Raw genomic sequence first — 22,533 nt, 5'->3', positions numbered from 1 at the left:
CCTCCTGCTGCATAATATAATTAAATATTTTGATAATTTTGGTTTAGCTCAAGAACTAGCGTTTGAATCATCTGATCCGCCAAATCCACCTGCTCTGCAAAATCCTTCCCCTCATACAAATTAATCCCCCAAAAAACGCCATTACCAATCAACACAAATTGTTTAATCACTCGCGCTACTTCCCTGGATGGCATTAAAGGGTAGCTGCTTTTCAGAGCTGCTTCCAACGAATCAACAAGCCAGTCATTATATCGTTGCATATGACTGGTCAAGTGCTGTTTGATTTCCGGAATCGGTGCTGTAACGAGCGAAATATATGCTTTAGTGCCAGGTTCATCGTCCTTATGATGCGTCACACTTCCATGAAGCATCGCTGATAATATTTGCTCAATCGGCTTGTCCTTGTTTTCCTGCAAAGCCCGTTCCATTGCATGAAAGTGGTTATCAAGAAGCTGCTGAAACGCATCAATAAACAGCGCCTCCTTGTTTTTATAAAAAAAATAGATAGATGCCGGTTTAATGCCAACATCTGTCGCAATCTTTCTCATTGTCGCCCCCTGATACCCATGTAAGGAATAATGACGCAGTGCAGCATCGATTAACTTTTTCCTCATGCCAACCACCAACCTAACAAGTGTTAGGTAGAATTATACGAGCATATTAGACAAAAGTCAACAAATTTTTCAATAATTCATAGTAAGATAAATCTTCTATTTTTAGTGTAAGCGTTATCAGTTTTTAGCAGGGGATTGTTATGTTTTGAAATTACACTAACTTGAAAGAGACTTCACAAAAAAATGTGAAGTCTCTTTGATGGCTTATTCTAATATCTCATTGATTTTGCATTTTAACTTTAATCCCAATAAATAGTTAGCACTAAAATTAAAATTGGAAGCAAAACTTTCTAAAAATAATATGCAAACGGTACATTACTACTGGGAGGTACCATTAAGTGTGTCTGAGTTACACTTTCATAACTACACCTCTCCAATCACCGTATAAATGTCAATTCAGTCATAATTGGTAAGTGATCTGAAGCCTCCGTATAAATTACCTTCTGATTTACAAATTTGCTTAGGGTTCTGAATCGTTATCGTTGCAGGCCTGGAAATGACCAAATACCTGAAGCTCTCATCAAGTCACGATAGACAACCAGTTCTTCGTCTTTTGTAACTTTCTTTGCCTCTTCATCGCTGTCATAATCCATGTAGACAATATTGGAAATCTGACGATCAGGAGTTTCATTATTTATTTTTTCGTGCATTTGATCTATTTCATTAAAGATTACCAACGCTCTACGCATATGGCTGGCACTCGTTATTAACGTAATATCCTCAATATTTTCTTGTTCTGCAATATCCATCGAAAACAAAGCATTCTCAACGGTATCTGTTGCCAAATCTTCTTTAATGATCCGATCCTTATCGATTCCTTGTTCAGTCAACCAATCAAACATCACATCGGCTTCTGTATTTCCTTTTTTAGGTACACCACCCGAAACAATAATTTTTGAATTTGGATATGTATCCGCTGCTTTTTTCGCCACTTTTAATCTTTCTTTTAACGTGTCTTGCATTTCTCCTTCATCAGACAGTGCATATCCAAGTACAACAAAAGCATGGTGCTTCTTCGAAAGATCATCTGGTACAGCTTTATTGAATGGTTCTTCTTTTATTTGCTCGACAAGTTCTATTCTTTTCTTATATAAATCTGCTTTTTCCTTATTCATTTTTATTAATTCGTCGAAGTTGGATTCAAATTCCTTATCGTTTCCTTGGACCTTAGAATAAATCGCATACAAAAGACGTGCATTAAATTGGTTATTATCGAAGGCCAGGATTTGCTGATAAGTATCTAAAGCCTCTGGTATCTCTTTTTGTAGAATATGAGCAGATGCCAACGAATATTTTAAATCAAGATTATATGGGTCTATCTTGGATGCTTGGCGAAAAGCTTCTTCCACTACATCATAATCACCATGCAATGTGATTCCTTTGAATACGTCCTTTTCTGCTTTTTTAACATCTCCACCATACCAATAGTAGTGCATGGCAATATCTTCTAAAGCCTTGATTCTTTCACTTGTTGGTGAGTTGTTTTTTACTTTATTAAATAATTCTTCAGGGCTTTGTTCTACTTCCTCACTAGTCTGTTCCGCAGTATTGTTGCTGGATAGTTCCTTACCTTTATCTTTCGTTTGACTAGTCTCGTCGTTGGTGCATGCAACTAAACCAAAAAATAAGAAAAAAATAGTAATTAACCGAATCATTCTTTTTCCCATTTTTGCATCTCCTTTCGTTTGAACATCCACTTATTACCATTAAAGGAACAGCAATAAAATAAGCACATGACCTCTTTTTACTAAACCCGTCATCTCTCGCTTTTATTTTGCTTGTATTAACGCAAGTAATAAAGAGGAGTTACTTTCCATATTTATAATAAAACTATAGCAGAATCTTCCACCTATTTTTCATGAAACAGGGTAATTTATCTAAAATGAATAAAAAGCCTTAGGTGTTTTTACTTGTATTATTTTGCTATAAAAAAGAGATGGAAAAACTCCACCTCCCAAACTGCAACTCACCTATTTATTTTCAATCGCTTCGAAACGATCGAAAAATGAAGCTAAGGATTAGTACTAAAATAACCGCACCGATAATTGCCGGGATAATGAAAATGCCGGCGAGCTCAGGACCCCAGTGACCAAGTATAAGTGTTCCTAACCATGAACCAATAAGTCCGGCAATTATGTTGCCAATAATCCCACCTGGTATATCACGACTGGCGATTAAACCCCCTAACCAGCCAATAACACCGCCAACGATAAGCATCCAAATAACACCCACAATATCCCTCTCCTAACCTAATTAAAGTTTTCCATCATTAGTTTTTGTTTCCTTCATGCATTTATACATCGTATATCGTACGGACAACCCCTTCCTTTTCAAGTGTTACTACCCAAATTCCCGTTCCCTTTCTTTTCTAATCATTTCTTTCGTACAAATCACAATTCTGTGTGTTAGCAGACTGTCCCTATATGTTATGATTTGATTAACTTCTAAATCAGATTGGGGAGATGCCGCTTGGCACTTAATTTCGCACACAGAGGTTCACTCACGGAAGCACCGGAAAATACACTACCATCATTTCAAAAAGCAATCGATCATGGCGCCCGGGCGCTCGAATTAGATGTACAATTAACGAAGGATAATCGGCTAGTCATTTGTCATGACCATAAATTTACGCGGTTTAATAAAGAGGTAAATGGACTAATCAAAGATTATACACTGTCCGAAATTAAGCAAATTGATGTTGGTGCAGCCTTTTCTGAGGAATTTAAAGGAACAACATTAATTACATTGGAGGAGCTTCTGGCTATTTGTCCGGATGATATCATGCTAAACATTGAGATTAAGAATATCCCTATCATTTACGACGGTATCGAGCGCATTTTGCTGGATTGTCTAAAAGAGCATGACCGTATGGAAAACATTATTATTTCATCTTTTGATCATGTCGCATTGGCCAATGTGCAGGAGCTTGCACCAAAAATGGAACTTGGCATGCTGTTTTATTATCGTATTTTACGAGCATGGGAGTATGCAAAAAATAGCGGCCTAAAGATCAGCAGCATTCATCCGAATCAAGTATATGTTGATCAAACGTTTGTTCAGGAGTGTAAACGGCTTGGATATAAGATTTTTCCGTATACGGTAAATACAGGGGAGCGGTATGAGGAATTGGTTGGGTTTGGTGTGGATGGGGTGTTTTCGAATAGTGTGGAGATGTTTGGGCGGTGAATTGGAAAAGCTGAAAAGCTGCAGTTTACATGGATGTTAACTGCAGCTTCCTTTCCTTATTAGCAATTACTAAATCTAAAAGTCGAGAGGATCAGAACTATTATCCTAAATGGTATTCATTATCCATGTGGTGATATGTGGTCCATTCACTTGCTCCAAAATTTTACACGTTTCCAACTAACGGCAAGAAACTAAACATAACCATAACTACTATGACCGGTATTCACTTTCCGGATAATAAAATAAACTGTGTTTAAGCCATTAAGACCTTTTGCTGTTCTTGTAATGCATCATGCTTATATGCTTCTCTTTCTTCTTTAGACATTTTTTTATATTCCTTTAAGAACCTTTCATATTTTGGCATCACTTCTTCTACTGTCCCAAAATCCTTCACCATACCGTATTCCAACCACAGGATTTTCTCGCAAAATTGTTTCATTTGACCAATAGAGTGACTAACAAAGATCATTGTTTTTCCCATCTTTTTAAATTCTTTCATTTTATCTAAGCTTTTTTCTGCAAACGCTTTGTCACCAACTGATAAAGCTTCATCGATGATTAGGATATCTGGATCAACATTAACAGAAATCGCAAAGCCGAGCCTTGACTTCATACCGCTTGAGTAAGATTTTACAGGCTGATCAATAAAGTTATCTAGCTCCGAGAATTCAATAATCTGGGGCTCAAGTTTTTTAATTTCATCTTTGCTAAAACCTAACATGAGACATTTTAGTTCAATGTTATCCCTGCCTGTTAAATCGCCTTTTAGACCCGAGGCAACAGCAATTAACGATGCCTGGCCATTAATTTCAATTGTTCCGGATGTTTCAGGAACAATTCCGGCAACAATGTTGGATAACGTTGATTTCCCGGATCCATTTATGCCGATAAAGCCAACGACATCACCTTTTTCAGCTTCAAAGCTTACATCTGCTAACGCATAAAAGTCTTCCCCGTAGCTTTTTGGAGTAACTAAATCCAGCAAACGTTCCTTTGTTCCATGATATAATTTATATTTTTTCGTAATATTTTTAGCGACTATCGCTTTTTCCATCTTCATCACAAACCTTTATAAATAATCAATAAAGTGTCTCCGGAACTTCACATGCAGCATAGAACCAAATAAAAATAAGACTATTACTACTCCCCAGAAATAAAGTGTGTAGTGCCAATGCTCGATAAAATACCAGCCTGTTCCAAAAAATGCAGCGCGATACCCTTCAATTAAATACAATAAGGGATTTAATTTCAGTAATTGCATGATCTTTGGAAATTGATCGCTTAGAATCGTTATCGGCCACAATACCCCCGATAAATATAGCAACATACGTAATGTTGAATTCAGCAGCATGTGCACATCCCTAATAATCGTTGATAATGTTGATGTAATCAGTGATAACGAGAAAATTAGACAAAGTGCTGCAAATATAAAATAAATAAGCTGCAAATAGTGGATATTGACATAAAACCCACTGAATTGAAAAATGATAATCGATATCAACAACATGAACAAGTGCACATAAAACAGCGAGAATATCGTATAGCTTGGAATAACGCTCATTGGAAAATTCATTTTAGACAGCATTCTTAATTTCGAATAAATTGATTTAGACCCTTGTATTGTGGCTTGGTAAAAAAATATCCATAAAAAGAATGCAGCAAGTAACCAGCTAAAAAATGGTATTTCTATTCCATCCATTCTAATTGGGGCCCGTTCCCGAATAGCACTGAATACAAACCAATAAATTAGAATCTGTATTAATGGATTAAGAATTTCCCATAATATCCCCAGGTAATTATTTTTATTCTTACTCTTTATTTCATACGTAGACAGCCGTCTAATTAAATAAAAATGCTTTATTTGTTCTTTGATAACGGTAATTGCTGATTTCATAAGTGTATCCTTTCAAATTGTCGCAGTTAATATATCTCTATTTGTGCTATAATTTTTTTATAGAAGCCAACATATAATGTGACTTAGTAAATTATACAAGCAACCAATGTAAAAGACAATAAAAAGAAGGCTTATACCATTTATAGGTATAAGCCATTTTCTGTTATTTATTTCTTGAATACCTCTTTCACAACACGTTCACTAGCATTACCGTCCTCCAGGTAACAAAACCTTTTATAAAATGCTTCTGTTTTTTCGGAAGGTATAAACCCATTTTGTTCAATTTTTTTGATCTCATAAATAATTTCCTCCGTTGTCTTAACTAACGGGCCGGGTGCCTTTGTTTCAAAATCAAAATAAAATCCGCGTAGATTGTCACGGTAGTCATCAATATCGTATACGTAAAATAGCATAGGTCTTCTTAAATTAGCGTAGTCAAAAAATACAGAAGAATAGTCAGTAATTAGTAAATCAGCGATCAGGTAAAGTTCACGTATATCTTCGTGATGTGAGAAATCATAGACAAATCCTTCATATCCGGTAAGATCCAAATTTTCTGCTACGAGATAATGGAGTCTTAAGATAATTATATAATCCTCACCAAATTCTTCTTGCATTCGGTCTAAATCCATTTGCAAATCAAACTTATATTTCCCCTTGGCATAAAATTGATTATCCCTCCATGTTGGGGCATAAAGTAAAATTTTTTTATCCAATGGCAAATTACATCTGTTCTTGATTTCCGAAATGGTTTGTTCATTATTAAAATTAATTAAGAAATCATTTCTTGGGTATCCAGACTCGACCATAGTTCGATCAAATTGAAAAGCTCTTCTAAATATCTCTGTAGAATAAGCATTAGGAGATACCAAATAATCCCACTTATTAGCTTCCTTCACAAAATTTTGTTTATATTTAACAGTATTGGTACCCGGCATACGTACCTCATCCATATCAGCTGCAAGTCTTTTTAATGGAGTGCCATGCCATGTTTGTAAATAGGTTGTGCGTTTTGGTTTAGGTATCCATAACGGCAGCCTGCTATTAGATACCCAATAACCTGCTGTTGCCATTAGTAGCAACCATTTGATGGAAAATCTTCTTACATGGTTAACATTTTTATCCTTAAAAGAATCTATATACCTCCTATCTGCACTCCAGTACATTTTGTACCCCAAATTATGTTTCAGCATATACTCGTATATTGCTCTTGGACTATCACTGTATTGCTTTCCTAAAAAGCTTTCAAATATAACAATATTTTTTTTTGCCGGTAGTTTTCCTAAAAAATAAAATACAGCTTTGTATGCCTTTTTTAATTTGCTACTCCTCCGAATCTCCAACCATTTTGATCTGGTATTTCTTATCACTTCATTTTTAAAATTATATTTGGAAACGCGTATGGATAAGTATTTTGATTCCTTGGTAGGCTTTACTCTAACTTTTACCTTTTCCCCATCATAAGAAAGGATTTTTCGTATCGGATAGTCTTTGAAATGATCACATCTCATTCGTGTACTTCTTATTGTCTTTATTTTATTATCTTTTTTTAATATAATCTCCAAATTAAATTTAAAATAAATGTTTTGTTCCGTGGTAAATATGTAATTTTTTATATCAAAGTTTCCTTCAATGCCACTATTAATCAAGTTTTCATTCCCTGGATATTTTTCAGCAAAGTCCGGTTTACAAATTTGTTTTACAGGAAGTTTTATCTCATCCTCATTAATATTATTCGTTACAATAAGGTTGATATTAACTACTTCATATCCATTTGTTTGAAATAAAGGTGGGTAATTAAAATAACCCGAAAACGATATCCCCTCGTCTAAGAAATTTACAGTTTCTAGTTTGGAAAATAGAAAATAATCGTTGATCCGAAATGATATCTTTCCTTTTTTGGTTGTGTATGGGTAAAACATTTTCTCATGATCAAGCATAACAATTGATTGAAGACGTATATTATCATAATTACTTTTAATTCTTTTCATCTTTAACTCATTATCTTTTATTCGATTTATATACAAATCCCAAATGTTATTCCTTAAAAATGTTTGCTTATGTTCATTAAAGGAAATTATTAAGTTGAATATTATATATTCTCCAACTTGTTTTACAATGGAGGAACGTACATATATTACACTTTCCGTATCACGTTCTTTTAGCATAAAATAATACTCATCAAATTCATCTAAATATGACTGCTTAACAGGAACTGTAATATTATATATATGAGCATCTAAATCGATATCTGTAATTTCGATATTTTTGAATTCTGCTTCGACCATTTTGAGATTAGAACTCCTCTCACATTACAACTATAACCAATATTATATATTTCAACTTATTCATTTTCAAATTTAAATTGAAATTAATAATTATGATATACGTTATTGATACAATTCTGTTATAATTAAATAATTAAGAAACAGTCTTACAGTTCATTTTTTATAGGAAGGAATTATTAATTATGAAGCCTACAATGTTTTTCTTAATGAACTCAATTGATTTAGCTAGGGGCGGGTTAACAAGGGCCTCTTTAAAACAGGCATCAACTTTTGCTGGAATGGGCTATAAAACGTATATGCTTACGTTTAATTTTAATCCCAGGTACCCAATTATACGGAATAAGCTAGTTAAGATGAATAAGATTCATAAGGACGTTATAATTCGTAATATGTACGAAGAACTTGGGGGACATAGTAATCCATTAGCTTTACATAGCCCTTCAAAAAAAGCTTCTTTAACAGAGCTCTCTCGGGGTCATGCATTAGATAAAAGAGAAGGTCATAATGCCTACAGAGTATATGAAAATGGAATGTATACTAAATATATTTCTCTGAACGATGATGATTCCTTGAATTTCATCGATTATTTTAATGAAAGCAGATACCGAACTAAAAGAGAAACATACGACTTATGGGGAAACCTAAAAAAAATTGCATATATGGATTACTCTTTAAATGCACCCCGTCAATTGATTTATTATAACAATAAAGGTAAAGCATTCCTTGCACAATGGAACAATCCTAACAATGATAAGGTACAAAGAATTCTTTTGTTTGATGATAACTTGTCCATTACAGACACATATGTTAATGATGACACTTCTCATAAGGTAAAATGGTTAAAATACATTATTGATAATTTCGGTGGTGAAAAGTCAGTAGTTGTCTCGGATACAAGGAGTACCGATGATGTATTAGCAAAATTTAGTCACCCAGATGCCGCAAAAATATGGAGGTTGCACAGTAGTCATTTAAAGAAACCTTATACTTTTGATGCTGAGATAGCAACAAAAGTAAAACTCGGATTCGAAAATATGGACAAATTTGATGCTGCAGTATTTCTGACAGAAGAACAAAAAAATGATGTGATTCAAAGAGTTGGTGAAAAATCTAATTTTAAAGTGATACCTCACTATCATGAATACTCGGCAAAGCCATTTCAACAAACCATTAAATCAATCATGTCAACTACAACAAGGAATGAAAAATTAGGAGTAATAGTTAGTCGACTAAGTACTTTAAAGCAAATCAACCATGTTGTTGAGGCATTTGGAATGGTTGTAGACAAAATACCAGATGCAAAATTAGAAATTTGGGGTACCGGTGATCAGGAATCAAATTTAAAAGACTTAATTAATAAAATGAAGTTAAAAGAAAATATTTTTCTAAAAGGTTATACACATTATCCGGATCAAATTTACAAACAGGGACTCTTTTCAATACTAACTTCAAAAAGTGAAGGATTCGCTCTGTCTGTATTAGAAAGTATGTACAATAAAACCCCGGTTATAAGCTATAAAACTAAATATGGTCCAACAGATATGATAGTTGATAAGGAGAACGGGTTTCTTATAGAGAAAAATAATATTGAAGAACTTGCAAACAAAATGATATACATGTTTGAACATCCGGAAGATGCTAAAAAAATGGGAATTAAAGCAAAGAAATACATCGACACATATTTTAATAAAGATATATATATACAGAAATGGCTTGAAGTAGTAGATGAAGTTATGGTAAAGAAATTCAATGGTTAATATTGGAGAGGCATAGCCAGTACTGAATATCCCTCTCGCACAAAAGATCTACTTGCATTAAGCGAGTAGATCTTTGTATCATTTAACAAATGAACTATGCAACCACATTGTCTTTCCATTTAATTGTCCACGATACCATACATTGTTGCCTACTTTTTCAGTCAGATCCACGTTGAAGCGCTGCCCTTTATATGAAGTCATATCCGGATACACGAGATCTTTTGATCCTCCCCACGCTTTGGTATAGGCATTTCCTTTACCTGTAAAGTAGAAGGTCTTTACTTTTTTATCTACCCCGATATGATCGTGCGTTGAAAGGTCTTTGGCATTCACCCAACCAACTACCCCATCTATACGGCTGGGCTTTAAACTGATTAGGTAAAACGTTTGCTTACCTATCTTTGCTTGTTGCTTAATGTAATACACTTGGTTTGTATACTCTTCACCAGCAGAGAATACAGATGAACTATCACCAATGGTTTTATAAATGTTCACCTTATCACTACGAATGTGACCCAGTTTACTAGTATGGCTTTCTTCTTTTGTAGTTAGATAACTTTCATGCAACCAAACTGTTTTTCCATTAAACTTACCGCGAAACCAAGTATTGTTACCTACTTTTTCAGTTAAATTTACATGGAATGCCTGTGATTTATACGATCCCATGTCTTTATATACTAAATCTTTAGACCCGCCCCATGCTTTCTTATAGGCACTACCTTTTCCAGTGAAATAAAAAGTCTTATTCTTTTTATCTACACCTTTATGTGTGTGTAATGATAAATCTTCTGCCTTCACCCATCCAACAGTTCCATCGATTCGGCTCGGTTTTAGACTTATTAAATAATATAGTTGCTTATTTACTTTAGACTGTTCTTTAATATAATAAACTTGATTGGTATATTTTTCTCCCGCTGCAAATGAAGAGGCGTCAGCGTATATACTTGAATAAATTTTAACCTTTCCATCTCGAATGTGGCCTAATTTACTTGTGTTACGCTTATCTATTACATAACTAGAATGAATCCATACTTGCTTACCATTTAAAATCCCTCGGTACCAAGTGTTGTTACCTACTGATTCTGTAAGATTCACTTTAAATGTTGTTCCCTTATGTTTCGATAAGTCATACACTAAATTCCTTGAACCACCCCAAGCTTTGTTATAGGCTTTTCCATCGCCTTTTATAGTAAAAGTTTTACTGTTAGTATCGACACCTTTATGCGTGTGAACGCTCATATTTTTATCTTCAACCCAGCCAACTACACCTTTTTCCCTACTTGGTTCTAAACTTATCAGGTAGAAGTTTTTTCCATTCGCCTTGGCGTGTTTTTTAATATAATAAACCGAATTAGTATACTTATTTCCAGATTTGAATGAATTAGAGTCATCGAATATTTTCCTAAATATTGTTACATTTTCATTATGAATATGACCTAATTTACTAATATTACTTTCCGTTACAGTTGCTAAATAACTTGAATGAATCCATACAACTTTTCCATTAAGTGTTCCTCTATACCACGTATTATTTCCGACTGCTTCGGTGAGATTAACCTTAAATGTTGATCCAGAATATGATGATAAATCAAATATTAGGTTTTTCGACCCACCCCAAGCCTTATCATAAGCCTTTCCTGAGCCTTTTACGATAAAAGTTTTGCTCCTTTTATCTACACAATTATGTGTACGAACATTGATATCGCTAGCCTTTACCCATCCAACTGTCCCTTTTTTACTACTTGGTTCTCTACTGATTAAATAGTAATGAACTCCGTTAATTTTAGCTTCAGCTTTAATGTAAAATACCTCATTCATATTTTTTGATCCGGCAGTAGATCCTTTCTTTTTAGAAGGATTATCATAAATTTTTGCATTACTTGATTTTATATGACCTAGTTTGCTTGTGTTCGAGCTTTTTCCTTCAACTAATTTATTATATTTTGAAGTTACTAGACTAACAAACTGATTCCAATTATATCCGTACTTTGCAAAATAACCATGTGGGTCAACATGAGTTGTACCACCTAAGAATTTACTAACTGCTTTATGGGACCATAAAGTACCTTTACCGTTTTTTTCCGCACTCGATACACCTAAATTATATTTATATAATAAGGAAGCGATGTAGGTTGAATAGTTATTAATAGAACGTGCAAATTGGTCAAAGTTATTAACTTCAACTAGTTCGACATGAATAAATCGCTCGTTCGCAAATCGACCTGCCCCCCATGCTGCATAGTCTGTTGGATGGATCTCTATAATATGAGAATGATCAACGAAGGCATGAACGAAAGCATTATTGTAGTTTTTAGTCATATAATTAATTTCATTTGTAATAGACGAACCCGGATTAGCCGTTTCATGTGCTACTATACCTTCAGGCTTTCCAAATCCATTACGATAGTTGAATTTAGGAAATATACTTTTATGATTATATTCCACTTTAGCCGGTGTTATATTATGAATATAACTATTTACATCTGGATAGGCCGCTCTCATTAAAAGATTTCTGTCATTTGATGTTTGTTTATCTGGATGCTCACTTTTAAAGTCCCCGTCTCTCCAGGCCTTCGGAACATATTGCAGTTCTTCCTCACTTAGTTCACTAATATCTTCTCCGTAAATCTTAGTACCAATCTTAATTCCTAAATCATTATACTCTTCTTTACTCTTGTCAGCATCGTCTTTTGCCTTTGTTGTATGTTTATTTGATTTATTTTCGACAGGGTTAATGGTTTCCTCTTTATTCTTGGTTGTTTCCTTTTTTTCTACAAATGATTTATTATTTTTGCTTGAGTTCTTTTTATCTTCTACTTTTTTGTCTTTATCATTTCCTTCTTTGTCCTTATTAGAATCATTGTTTTTGTCCTCAGCTTCTCCTTCCACTTGATTATCTAAATCATTTATTGCTCCATCATCGATCTGCTTCCTATTACTTTCACTTTCCTCACTATTTTGATCCTCCGTATTTCCCATCGCTAAAATAGGATAGGGAAACGATGATGTTAATACTAGAAGCAATACGATCAAAATTGCTAACTTTTTCATATAAACCTCCCTAATTCATAAAATATTAGTGATACCATTGAACTACTTACCCTTATTAATATATCGGATGAATAGGTCTAAAGTTTTAGGTATTAAAGTAATTATTTACCTCACCCCACATCCTTCCCACAATATAAAAAGGCACCTTGATATCGCATCTTTCAAGCGAAATCAGAGTGCCTAATACAACTTAAAGGTACTTAGGTATATCAAGTATCAGATTATATCCATTTAGTAGGTTATACAATTCGTACATTCTTGATGTTTGTTTATATGCCCATCCAATATCTGTTGCATATTGATGGGTAGCATAGCCATATTTAGCAGCAGCCAATGGGTTCCAGCGCATTTTATACAATGTGTCTTGTCCTGCCTGAACATAATTTTCATTGACGAATGTAGCCCCACCAACAATTGCTGCTTCTGGAGTAAACCATTTATGATCAAAAGCATATTTAGCACCGCATTCAACAGGGCATTTATCATTAGCATTAATACCATACATATTGTAGACAGTTTTCCCGTTATATTTAACACCCTTAGCTAATTTTGAGGTGCCATTTCCTGTCTCTAATAGCGCATGGGAGATCAAATATATTTCGTTGACGTTATATTTTTGGCCGCCATCAATGAATGATTGAGCTTTTCCTTCCAAAATACCTTTACCCTTAAGAATTTTTTCATTTACTTCAGTTACACTAACATTAGCACTTTCCGATAATTTAAGGAATTGTAGTTTATTCTTAAGGCTATCCATAAAGTTTCTATAATCTAAATAGTACCTTACATCCGAAACATCAGGAGTTACCCATCCTGATGTGTATCCTACATGATACCAAGTAAACCCAGAAACTTTCTGACTTGCAATTAATGTAAGTTCTTTTCCGTTATTTACTTTCCCACCTGATAGATAATTCGTGCCGGGGCCTCTCCGCAAATTCCAGTTATCCCCTTTTATTGTACCTTTACCATTGCGAATACTCCCAAACGCATCTTCACGAATCCAAAGCTTGTATTGTTTATCAGTTTGTGGATTAACTTTCATTTGTAATTCTAGCATTTTATCTAGAGTTAATTCATAAGTTGTATAATTGGTAATTACTTCTTTTGTCTTTTTTAGATATGACTCATGAAACCATACTGTTTTTCCATCTAAGGTTCCACGATACCATATGTTATTTCCTACTTTTTCGGTTAAATTAACTTTAATTTCCTGACCTTTAAACTTTGAAACATCAGCATAGACCAGATCTTTGGATCCTCCCCATGCTTTACTGTAAGCACTTCCTGTACCAATTATCTTGAATAGTTTATCTTTAGAGTCCACGCCTACATGTTCATGTGTTGACATGTCTGATGACTTTACCCAACCAACTACTCCATCTACTCGGCTTGGTTTTTTACTAATTAAATAATAGATTTGATCATTTATTTTTGCTTGTTGCTTTATATAGTATACAGCGTTTGTATAATTACTCGTTTTAAGATTCGATGATTCATCACCGAGTGTTTTATAGATTTTTGCACTACTATGCAAATGACCTAATCTGCTTGTATGACTTTCTTCTTCTTTGGTTAAATAACTTTCATGCAACCAGATTGTTTTTCCGTTAAATTGACCACGGTACCACACATTATTTCCTACAGTTTCTGTCAAATGGACGCTAAATCGCTGACCTTTGTATTTTGACATATCCCGATAAACAAGATCTTTTGATCCACCCCATGCTTTCGTATAAGCACTACCTTTTCCGGTAAAGTAAAAGATTTTATCCTGTTTATCCAGACCCGAATGTTCATGCGTCGACAAGTCAGTCGCTTTTACCCAGCCAACTACTCCATCTACTCGGCTTGGAGCCAAACTAATTAAATAATATGTTTGTCTACTTACTTTTGCTTGTTGTTTAATGTAATACACTTGATTCGTATATTTTTCCCCAGCTGTAAACGCAGTTGATGATTTACCAATCGTTTTATAGATCTTTACTTTCGTATTTCGAATGTGCCCTAGTTTGCTAGTGTTACTTTCACTCTTACTAGTTAGGTAACTTTCATGTAGCCAGATTGTTTTTCCATTAAAATTTCCACGGTACCACGTATTGTTTCCTACCGTTTCGGTCAAATGTATATTAAATTGCTGGCCTTTGTACTTCGACATATCCTGGTAGACAAGATCCTTCGATCCGCCCCATGCTTTTGTATAAGCACTACCTTTTCCGGTAAAATAAAGGGTTTTATTCTTTTTATCTACACCATGATGCGCATGTAATGATAGGTCGTTTTCTTTAACCCAGCCGACTACTCCGTCTATTCGACTTGGCTTCAAACTTATTAAGTAATATGTTTGTCCACCTGCCATTGCTTGTTGCTTAATATAATACACCTGGTTCGTATATTTACTGCCTGCAGTAAAGGCAGTTGAACTATCACCAATAGTTTTATAGATTTTTACACCTGTGCTACGGATGTGGCCCAATTTGCTGGTATGACTTCTCACAATATTACTTGATTGTTTCTTCGTTACATAACTCTCATGCAGCCAGATTGTTTTTCCATTAAAATTACCACGATACCACGTATTATTTCCTACCTTTTCAGTCAAATGTACGTTAAATTTCTGACCTTTATATTTCGACATATCCTGGTAAACAAGATCTTTTGATCCGCCCCACGCTTTGGAGTAAGCACTGCCTTTTCCGGAAAAGTAAAAGGTCTTATCCTGTTTATCCAGACCCAAATGTTCATGCGTCGATAAATCAGTTGCTTTGACCCAACCAACCACTCCGTTCACACTGCCTGGCTCTTCACTTATTAAGTAATACCTTGTTCCATCAATATCAGCTTGTTTTTTAATGTAATAAACGGCATTTGTATATTTATCTCCTGCTGCAAACGAAACATCACTTCCAGGGATATCGTAGATTCGTACACTTGTACTTCTAATGTGTCCAAGTCTACTTGTTTTTACGCCAATATTAGCTGAACTTGTAGTAAGAGATCTTGCTTTCTTACTTTGAATGTCTGCATGTTGTTCCGAATTGTCTCCCTTATCGCTTGAATCTACCTCTTTTTCTGGATCCGAAACAGATGAATCCTTTTTGCCTTCATCATCCTCTTTGGAATCATTTGTTTTATTATCCAATTCAGATCCTGATAAGCTAGATGATTCATTTTCTGTTTCTTCTTTTGTTCCGTCTTCCGCATCAATAGGAGTATCATCATTTATCTTTTGTTCTGAATCATTTTCTGTTTCTTCTTTGATGATCGTTTCGTTATTATTTTCTTTTGACTTTTCCTGATCTGAAATAACATTTTCAACTTGTTGTTCATTTACATTGCTAATCGGTGCAGCTGCTGCAGGTAAACTGTACGATAAAAGCAAATTAAAAATTAAACAGGCTATTAAAAATATTGCTGTTTTTCTCATTTACTCCCTCCTGATGAAATCTACTACCAAGTTATAAAAACTTCTCTCGCCTCCCATTCTTATAAAATAGTTGCTTAAAATAAATTAGTGTTAAAGGCAAATAAATGAAAACCGGATTCATTATTAAATTTAGTTAACATACATATTAATGATCTATTACTATGTATAAAAATTTGCACTGTATAAAATTACTAATCTATTTTATGTTTGAACCTAGTTATTTACAGTTCCTTTTTACTAAGTTCAGTACTATTATACTAATAATAGTACATTTTGGAAATAATATTTCAGCAATTTCCAACACCTTTTTACAAAGATGGTTTATATTCTTTCGTTTTCATAGTATACTATCAGAGAGACTATTTAATTAATTGAAACCTGTTTGTTAAAACAATGTAAACGGAATATGTTATTATAAACAAATAACACACACGGAGGTACAGAAATGAAAAAAGTAATCACATACGGAACATTCGATTTACTTCATACAGGCCATATAAATATATTGCGTCGTGCCAAGGAATACGGTGACTACTTGATCGTTGCTATTTCCTCAGATGAATTTAATGCAATAAAAGGTAAAAAGGCATATTATTCATTTGAACAGCGTAAAGCCATCCTTGAAGCTATACGCTACGTCGATGAAGTTATCCCGGAACACAATTGGGAACAAAAAGTAGAAGACGTTCAAAAGCATCAAGTCGATACGTTTGTAATGGGAGATGACTGGGAAGGAAAATTTGACTTCTTGAAAGACTATTGTAAAGTTGTCTATTTACCACGCACAGTTGGAATATCAACCACAAAAATCAAAAAAGATTTGCAGCTATCGAACAATGGCTAGAGAACTGGTAGTTACGGTGTACCTTTTTGTTTTTCAGGTACTCTTTAATGCCTTTAAATTATTTCCCCAAAAGAAGAAAGCAATTTTTGTTGCTTCATTTGGGGATAATATTTTGTATACGTTAAATGAGTTAAAAAAGCATACAAATGATCCTGTTGTTATTCTCAAAACCTCCCAATGCAAGGTTGACTTTGAACACGATGATAACGTGCTGAATTTCGAACCTATGAATCTATTGCAATGGATTCAAGCGATCTATCATTTGGCTACTGCAGATAAAGTATTTGTCGATAACTATTTTGGCTTTTTAGCAGTGACAGATTTCAAGCCAAATGTTCAATGTGTTCAATTGTGGCATGCTGCAGGTGCCATAAAACGATTTGGGTTAAAAGATCCTTCTGTTGAAAATAGGTCTGAACGAGCTCTTGAGCGTTTTAAAAGCGTTTATCAGCGTTTTACTCATGTAGTTGTGGGCTCTGAAAAAATGGCAGCCATTTTCCGGCAAAGCTTTGGCCTGGCGAATGAAGCAATTTTGCGAAGTGGGATCCCTCGAAGTGATTTTTTCTTTAATATTCAGGAGAAAAAAAATGTTGAGCAGGAGTTGCGGCAAATTTATCCGGTAACGAATCGTAAAAAGGTCATTTTATATGCCCCTACTTATCGGGATGATCAACTAAACAAAGCTGAAATTGCACTTGAAATCGAAAAGCTTTATGAAAAGTTCCATGATGACTATGTTTTATTTCTACGATTGCATCCAGCAGTGAAACATGAATTCCGTAACCAACATTCTGACTTTGTATATGATGTTTCGGATATTTCGGATGTTAATCACTTACTAGTAATTACTGCTATTTTAATAACCGATTATTCCTCTATCCCATTTGAATTTTCTTTATTGGAGCGGCCAATGATTTTCTTTGCTTATGATTTGGATAAATATGAGCGTACAACGGGTTTTTGGGAGGACTATGAAACGCTTGTCCCGGGTCCGGTTGTAGGCAACACGGATGATTTAATTGATGTAATTGAAAATGGCTATTTTGATATGGAGCGTATTAAAAATTTTGCTGCCCAATGGAATCAGTATTCAAGAGGCCGTTCCAGTAAAACACTTATTAACGCGATTTATACAGATGAAGAGCAGTATCAGGTTGTGGATCAAAACTGAAGAAACAAGACATCGTTTATTCGATGTCTTGTTTTATTAAATAGGACAATGTCTTACATTAAAGGTATACCCTGCAAAAACCTAATCCCATTGATTTATCAAGGTCTCAGCATCATTCTTAAGGCTATTATAGGCCTTCTCAGATATCAGTTCATCCTTTAGTTGATGATCAAGTAATAGTTTAAAACTTTCCATGTGTTTAACGACTTTTTCCGCTGACCCCTTTTTCTCATATTGACTTACAGCGGTTAAATGAATAATTAAGGCATGTGCGGCACGATCGTTGGCAAATTCGCCATTATTTTTGAATTGTTCAACAGAATTCCTTATTAGATTCGCACTTTGTGTAATGGTTTCTTTAAAGGTAGCTAATTTATTTGTTAAGGCGGCTGTCAGCGTATAATAGGTCACCGCATTTTTATCTCCACTTATAAAATAGGTTTCTAGCTCATTTTTTGCAGAAATGAGTTCCACCCTTTCCTTTTCTCCACTCGATTCTTCTGGAGTTCTGTTTAATAATTGGTCCACTTCTTTTATGAGCCTTTTCCCTTCAGAAAAATTGTATACTTCCAATTCATATATACTATATCCATAATTTGTTATTCTTTGAGACATAGCGATTTTGATAAATTTAGCATTTAAGTCTTCCAAATTGATTATATCTACTAATTCTTTTCTATCGTCATTATCATAGGCGTAGACTTCTTCATAATCAACGCCATTGTTAGAAGCAAGTATCTTATACTTAGAGGCTCTGGCCGTTTCCCAGATAATCAGGATTGTATCCATATCAACCGTCTTATCTAGTACAAGTTCAACCCACTGATCATTTTTTTCAGCATCGGTCATATTTTTATAATTAGACGCCCATCTCGTACTTGTATCCCCATCTATCATAAAATGTGCTCCCTGTGACTCATTGTACTTCGTTGATGCAGTTGCCTTTTGTTGATAGGCAAGGTTTTCTGAGCCTTTTACTGTTTCTTTAAAGTCCTTTAATTTATCGATCAGTTTCCCTGCCAAAATATCATAGGTGAATATGTCAGGCTCCTCGTTTGATAGATAGACCTTTAATTCATCTTTTGCAGCAATAAGCTCTTTTCTTTCTTTTTCCCCACTTACATTTAGAGGAATTATATCCAATAAATCTTCCGCTTCATTCACAAGCTTATTACCATATTTAAAATCTGCTTTCCCGTAAACTTCCAATTCAAACATGCTGTAACCATATTTTGTAGATCGTTTAGACATCTCTACTTTTACGAATTTCGCATGAACATCCTTTAAATCAATGGTATCTGTTTGGCTCGTTTGTGATTTAGGATCATAATTATATACTTCTTCAAAGTTTTCTCCATCATATGAAGTAAGCAATTTATATTCTTCAGCTCTTGCCTTTTCCCAGTGAATTTTAACTGTGTCTAAATCATAAGAATCATCTAATTCAACCATAATCCACTGATTATCTTTTTCAGCTTCAGTCATGTCTTTGTACTGGGATCCCCATCTTGTACCAAAATTACCGTCTACAACATGATCAGCACTTTGTGTATTGTCATAAGCGGTAGAAGCAGTTACTTTCTGACCTGCTGCCAAGTTCTTTTGCAAACTGTTTTCCAGACCTTTGTTCATCAATTTAATATTATCTAATTTTCCTTTTATCCCTTTACCGATTTTCTCCAATGGCAGAACAAACGTTGATGAGTCACCGGTATGTCCTTCCAGTTTATTGATTTGTTTAGCTGTCGACACTTTCCTTCCGTCTACGAATAGGGTCGTCTCATTTTTATCACCTACAAGAATTACGTGTTGCCAATCATTTTCTTTCAGTTTATTTTCAAAGCTAAACTTATAGTTTTCAAATTTATGCTTACTTCCGGCAGACGTTTGTTCATTTCGTTCGAAGCCTAATTCTCCTGTTTGATCAATGTTTAAATACAGGCTTCCATCTTTCCCTGTAAATAGAGTCGCATCTCCAAGCGAATCTCTATCCAATTTTAAATCAAACGAAATACTATATGGATAGCCAATGCTTAAAACAGGTAATTCTAAATAGTTGCTTCCATCTAATTCCAAAGCATTTCCATCAAGACCATCCGTGATATTTCCCCCAATGATTTGAGCATTGTACCCGTTTTCCGATAAATCTTTAACCGTATCATTATCAACAGATTCAAAATCATAATTTAGAACCATTTCCGTTTTTGATTCGATATATCTTCCTGGATTGGACATAGGTATCTTATCTTGAACGGCTTCAACACGTTCCATAAATTGATCTGAGGTTTGTCCTTCTGTTTTCTCGCCATACCAGGTTTTTTCTGCCACTAACATGACAGCATCTTTGTAACGGTCAAAAATATCATAACTGGATAGACCGCCAGTGTACGCTGTTAAGTCATTCCATAGGGCAAACTCAGCACCTTTTGTCTGAGGGTGGGCATACGGCATGGTTGCACCGCCTTTTCCAGCTTGTCTATTTGCACACCAAAAGTCATTTACTTCCCAGGAGTCATATTTATCTTTTATGTCGAGTCTATCAGGAAATCCAGCATTACCTAAAGGGACAATATATAAATCCCCGCCACAAGTGTTTATAATATCGTAGCCAAGGTCGTACATTTCATTTACATCTGACCAATAACCTGCCCAAATATTCATTGTTGCTTCATTACTAACAGGTGTTTCACCATCAAATCCATTTTTACCAATGGATCCCCACAGCCTTGATTCATATCCCTTATTATTAACATATTTTATAAAATGGTCTGTATACGCTCTCATTTCTTCGGAATATTTTTTATCATATTCATCGGTACCAATGTGAAATTTATTGCTTTGTACTACCCTGTTTTTATCATCGGGTCCATCACCTAGAAATTCATCATATAAAGACTCGACAAATGGATATACCAATTCACGCTTTTCAGGTGTTGTAATATCTAAATAACCTTTCTTTAACATCATATCTGGATTAACAGCCCTGAAGCTTTCTGCATGATAGGGTGTATCTATTTCAGTTACTATATCAATTCCGTACTTCTGCATGTCCTTTTGATAAGCTATATATTCTTCTTGCGTATAATATCCGTCTTCCGCATTTATTTCTGGATATTTTTTACTCTCAACACGGAATCCGGAATAATTTGCACCCCCACGAAAATCATTAATATGCATTTGCATCTCACTCATCTTGAACCATGCCATATATTCAGTCATTTCTTCGACATATTCTAAAGGAATATACATTCTTCCGACATCCAGCATACCCGAACGGACCTCATACTTCGGATAGTCCCTGGCCATTCCTTTAGGTACTTCGTTTTGATTCTTGGATTGTGATAAAATTTGCGTAATTGATGTACCACCGTATAAGATTCCTTTTGATGAAGGGGCACTTATTACAATTTTATCTGTTATATCTAGCGTATAGCCTTCCTCACCTAAATATTGCTGCGACTTATTCTGCGTTAATAGAATGTCTCCGCTATTCGCATCAGAACCCTCAACAATAGCAATGTCTTTATCAATCATATTCTTAAAATAACCTTGAATTAACGAAGCAGTTTCTTTTAAGTTAGGTGAATCAACTATCAATCTTGTACCTTCGGATAGTTTATAACTTCCTGTGTATCCTTTCCACTCTCGTAGACCAGGCACTACATTTGGTACATCGTTATCTCCCTTTTCATGCTGATATTTTCCCTTCGCACTAACAGGAATGTCCTCTGAGGAGGTTGCATAATCTGAGCTATCATTTTTGTTCGTTACTTTATATAGAATGTTGATATTCATATTACTGATAGGTTGGTAATAATTTAGATCCATATCTATAATCTGTTTGTTGTCCGAACCATATAATGAAACCTCATAATTCGGATCAGGGGATTCTGGTAAAACAATTGATTTTCCATCACTGGATATCCTTGGCTTTTCATTATTAATATATTTAAGCACATCCTCGGCACTTTCATACGTTGTCTTATCACTTTCAGCCAAAACTTCAGAACCAGAAAATAAGTTAGTTACTAACAATAATATACTTAGCACACTAATGTAAATCTGTTTTTTCCTTCGCGTATTTTTCATTTGTGCATTCCTCCATAGAAAGTGTTTTTATAGCTTTTTAAATTTGAACACTGCTCATTAATTCGCCTCCCTACGATTGAATTTTATTTTGAAGGAAATAGTTGTCTTCTTACTTTACAACTTTTCCAAGAACACCGATGAATCCCAGTTAACGATTTTTATTATTTTGGTTAAAATGGATTAGACCCTTTAGTTATTAGCTCTAATAAAAA

13 protein-coding genes are annotated in these 22,533 nt (G+C 34.6%); 4 read left to right on the top strand and 9 right to left on the bottom strand.

The features are described 5' to 3' along the window. Positions 1-20 precede the first annotated feature (20 nt). The 3 genes from IEX12_RS03530 to IEX12_RS03520 all read right to left on the bottom strand — a co-directional run bounded on the left by IEX12_RS03530 (position 21) and on the right by IEX12_RS03520 (position 2,831). Positions 21-614, bottom strand: a complete 594-nt coding sequence (locus IEX12_RS03530; protein WP_188724668.1) for a TetR/AcrR family transcriptional regulator — start codon at positions 612-614, stop codon at positions 21-23. A gap of 476 nt (positions 615-1,090) precedes the next feature. Then, positions 1,091-2,281, bottom strand: a complete 1,191-nt coding sequence (locus tag IEX12_RS03525) for an ElyC/SanA/YdcF family protein (protein WP_188724667.1) — start codon at positions 2,279-2,281, stop codon at positions 1,091-1,093. A gap of 313 nt (positions 2,282-2,594) precedes the next feature. Beyond that, positions 2,595-2,831, bottom strand: coding sequence for a GlsB/YeaQ/YmgE family stress response membrane protein (locus IEX12_RS03520; RefSeq protein ID WP_250889762.1), 237 nt, complete (start codon positions 2,829-2,831; stop codon positions 2,595-2,597). A 252-nt stretch (positions 2,832-3,083) separates the two neighbouring features. On the opposite strand from IEX12_RS03520, the gene IEX12_RS03515 reads away from it, so the two are divergent. After that, positions 3,084-3,800 (top strand): glycerophosphodiester phosphodiesterase, encoded by a 717-nt coding sequence (locus tag IEX12_RS03515; RefSeq protein ID WP_188724666.1) that lies wholly within the window; start codon positions 3,084-3,086, stop codon positions 3,798-3,800. A gap of 253 nt (positions 3,801-4,053) precedes the next feature. Here the strand turns inward: IEX12_RS03515 and tagH are convergent, their stop codons facing one another. The 3 genes from tagH to IEX12_RS03500 all read right to left on the bottom strand — a co-directional run bounded on the left by tagH (position 4,054) and on the right by IEX12_RS03500 (position 7,982). After that, positions 4,054-4,854: a teichoic acids export ABC transporter ATP-binding subunit TagH gene (gene tagH / locus IEX12_RS03510; protein ID WP_155555131.1), complete on the bottom strand. Its 801-nt coding sequence runs from the start codon at positions 4,852-4,854 to the stop codon at positions 4,054-4,056. A 15-nt stretch (positions 4,855-4,869) separates the two neighbouring features. Next, positions 4,870-5,694: an ABC transporter permease gene (locus IEX12_RS03505; RefSeq protein ID WP_155555132.1), complete on the bottom strand. Its 825-nt coding sequence runs from the start codon at positions 5,692-5,694 to the stop codon at positions 4,870-4,872. A 167-nt stretch (positions 5,695-5,861) separates the two neighbouring features. Then, entirely contained in the window at positions 5,862-7,982 is a 2,121-nt protein-coding gene (locus IEX12_RS03500; RefSeq protein ID WP_155555133.1) for a CDP-glycerol glycerophosphotransferase family protein, read from the bottom strand. 182 nt (positions 7,983-8,164) lie between these two features. Here IEX12_RS03500 and IEX12_RS03495 point away from each other — a divergent pair, with 182 nt between their 5' ends. Continuing rightward, the gene (locus IEX12_RS03495; RefSeq protein ID WP_155555134.1) at positions 8,165-9,739 is read left to right on the top strand and encodes a glycosyltransferase; all 1,575 of its coding nucleotides are present in this window, start codon (positions 8,165-8,167) and stop codon (positions 9,737-9,739) included. A 78-nt stretch (positions 9,740-9,817) separates the two neighbouring features. Here the strand turns inward: IEX12_RS03495 and IEX12_RS03490 are convergent, their stop codons facing one another. Together IEX12_RS03490 and IEX12_RS03485 are read right to left on the bottom strand one after the other, a co-directional pair. Beyond that, a complete protein-coding gene (locus tag IEX12_RS03490; protein ID WP_188724665.1) occupies positions 9,818-12,790 on the bottom strand; it encodes a peptidoglycan recognition protein family protein in 2,973 nt (990 codons plus the stop codon). 190 nt (positions 12,791-12,980) lie between these two features. Next, the gene (locus IEX12_RS03485) at positions 12,981-16,217 is read right to left on the bottom strand and encodes an N-acetylglucosaminidase (protein WP_188724664.1); all 3,237 of its coding nucleotides are present in this window, start codon (positions 16,215-16,217) and stop codon (positions 12,981-12,983) included. Positions 16,218-16,662: 445 nt separating this feature from the next. Here IEX12_RS03485 and tagD point away from each other — a divergent pair, with 445 nt between their 5' ends. Then, complete coding sequence (gene tagD / locus IEX12_RS03480; protein WP_188724663.1) at positions 16,663-17,061, top strand: glycerol-3-phosphate cytidylyltransferase; 399 nt, start codon at positions 16,663-16,665, stop codon at positions 17,059-17,061. Beyond that, positions 17,054-18,232 (top strand): CDP-glycerol glycerophosphotransferase family protein, encoded by a 1,179-nt coding sequence (locus tag IEX12_RS03475; protein ID WP_188724662.1) that lies wholly within the window; start codon positions 17,054-17,056, stop codon positions 18,230-18,232. Before tagD ends, IEX12_RS03475 begins: the two co-directional genes overlap by 8 nt. Positions 18,233-18,313: 81 nt before the next feature. On the opposite strand, the gene IEX12_RS03470 is transcribed toward IEX12_RS03475, so the two are convergent. Continuing rightward, positions 18,314-22,321 carry a discoidin domain-containing protein gene (locus IEX12_RS03470; protein ID WP_188724661.1) on the bottom strand — a complete coding sequence of 1,336 codons (4,008 nt, stop codon included), beginning with the start codon at positions 22,319-22,321 and terminating at the stop codon, positions 18,314-18,316. Positions 22,322-22,533: the final 212 nt, after the last annotated feature.

It is taken from the genome of Lentibacillus populi, from assembly GCA_014642895.1.
Taxonomy (GTDB): domain Bacteria; phylum Bacillota; class Bacilli; order Bacillales; family Amphibacillaceae; genus Lentibacillus_C; species Lentibacillus_C populi.
Note: the sequence above shows the minus strand (reverse complement) of the source record. Positions and strands in the feature narration are given on the sequence as shown.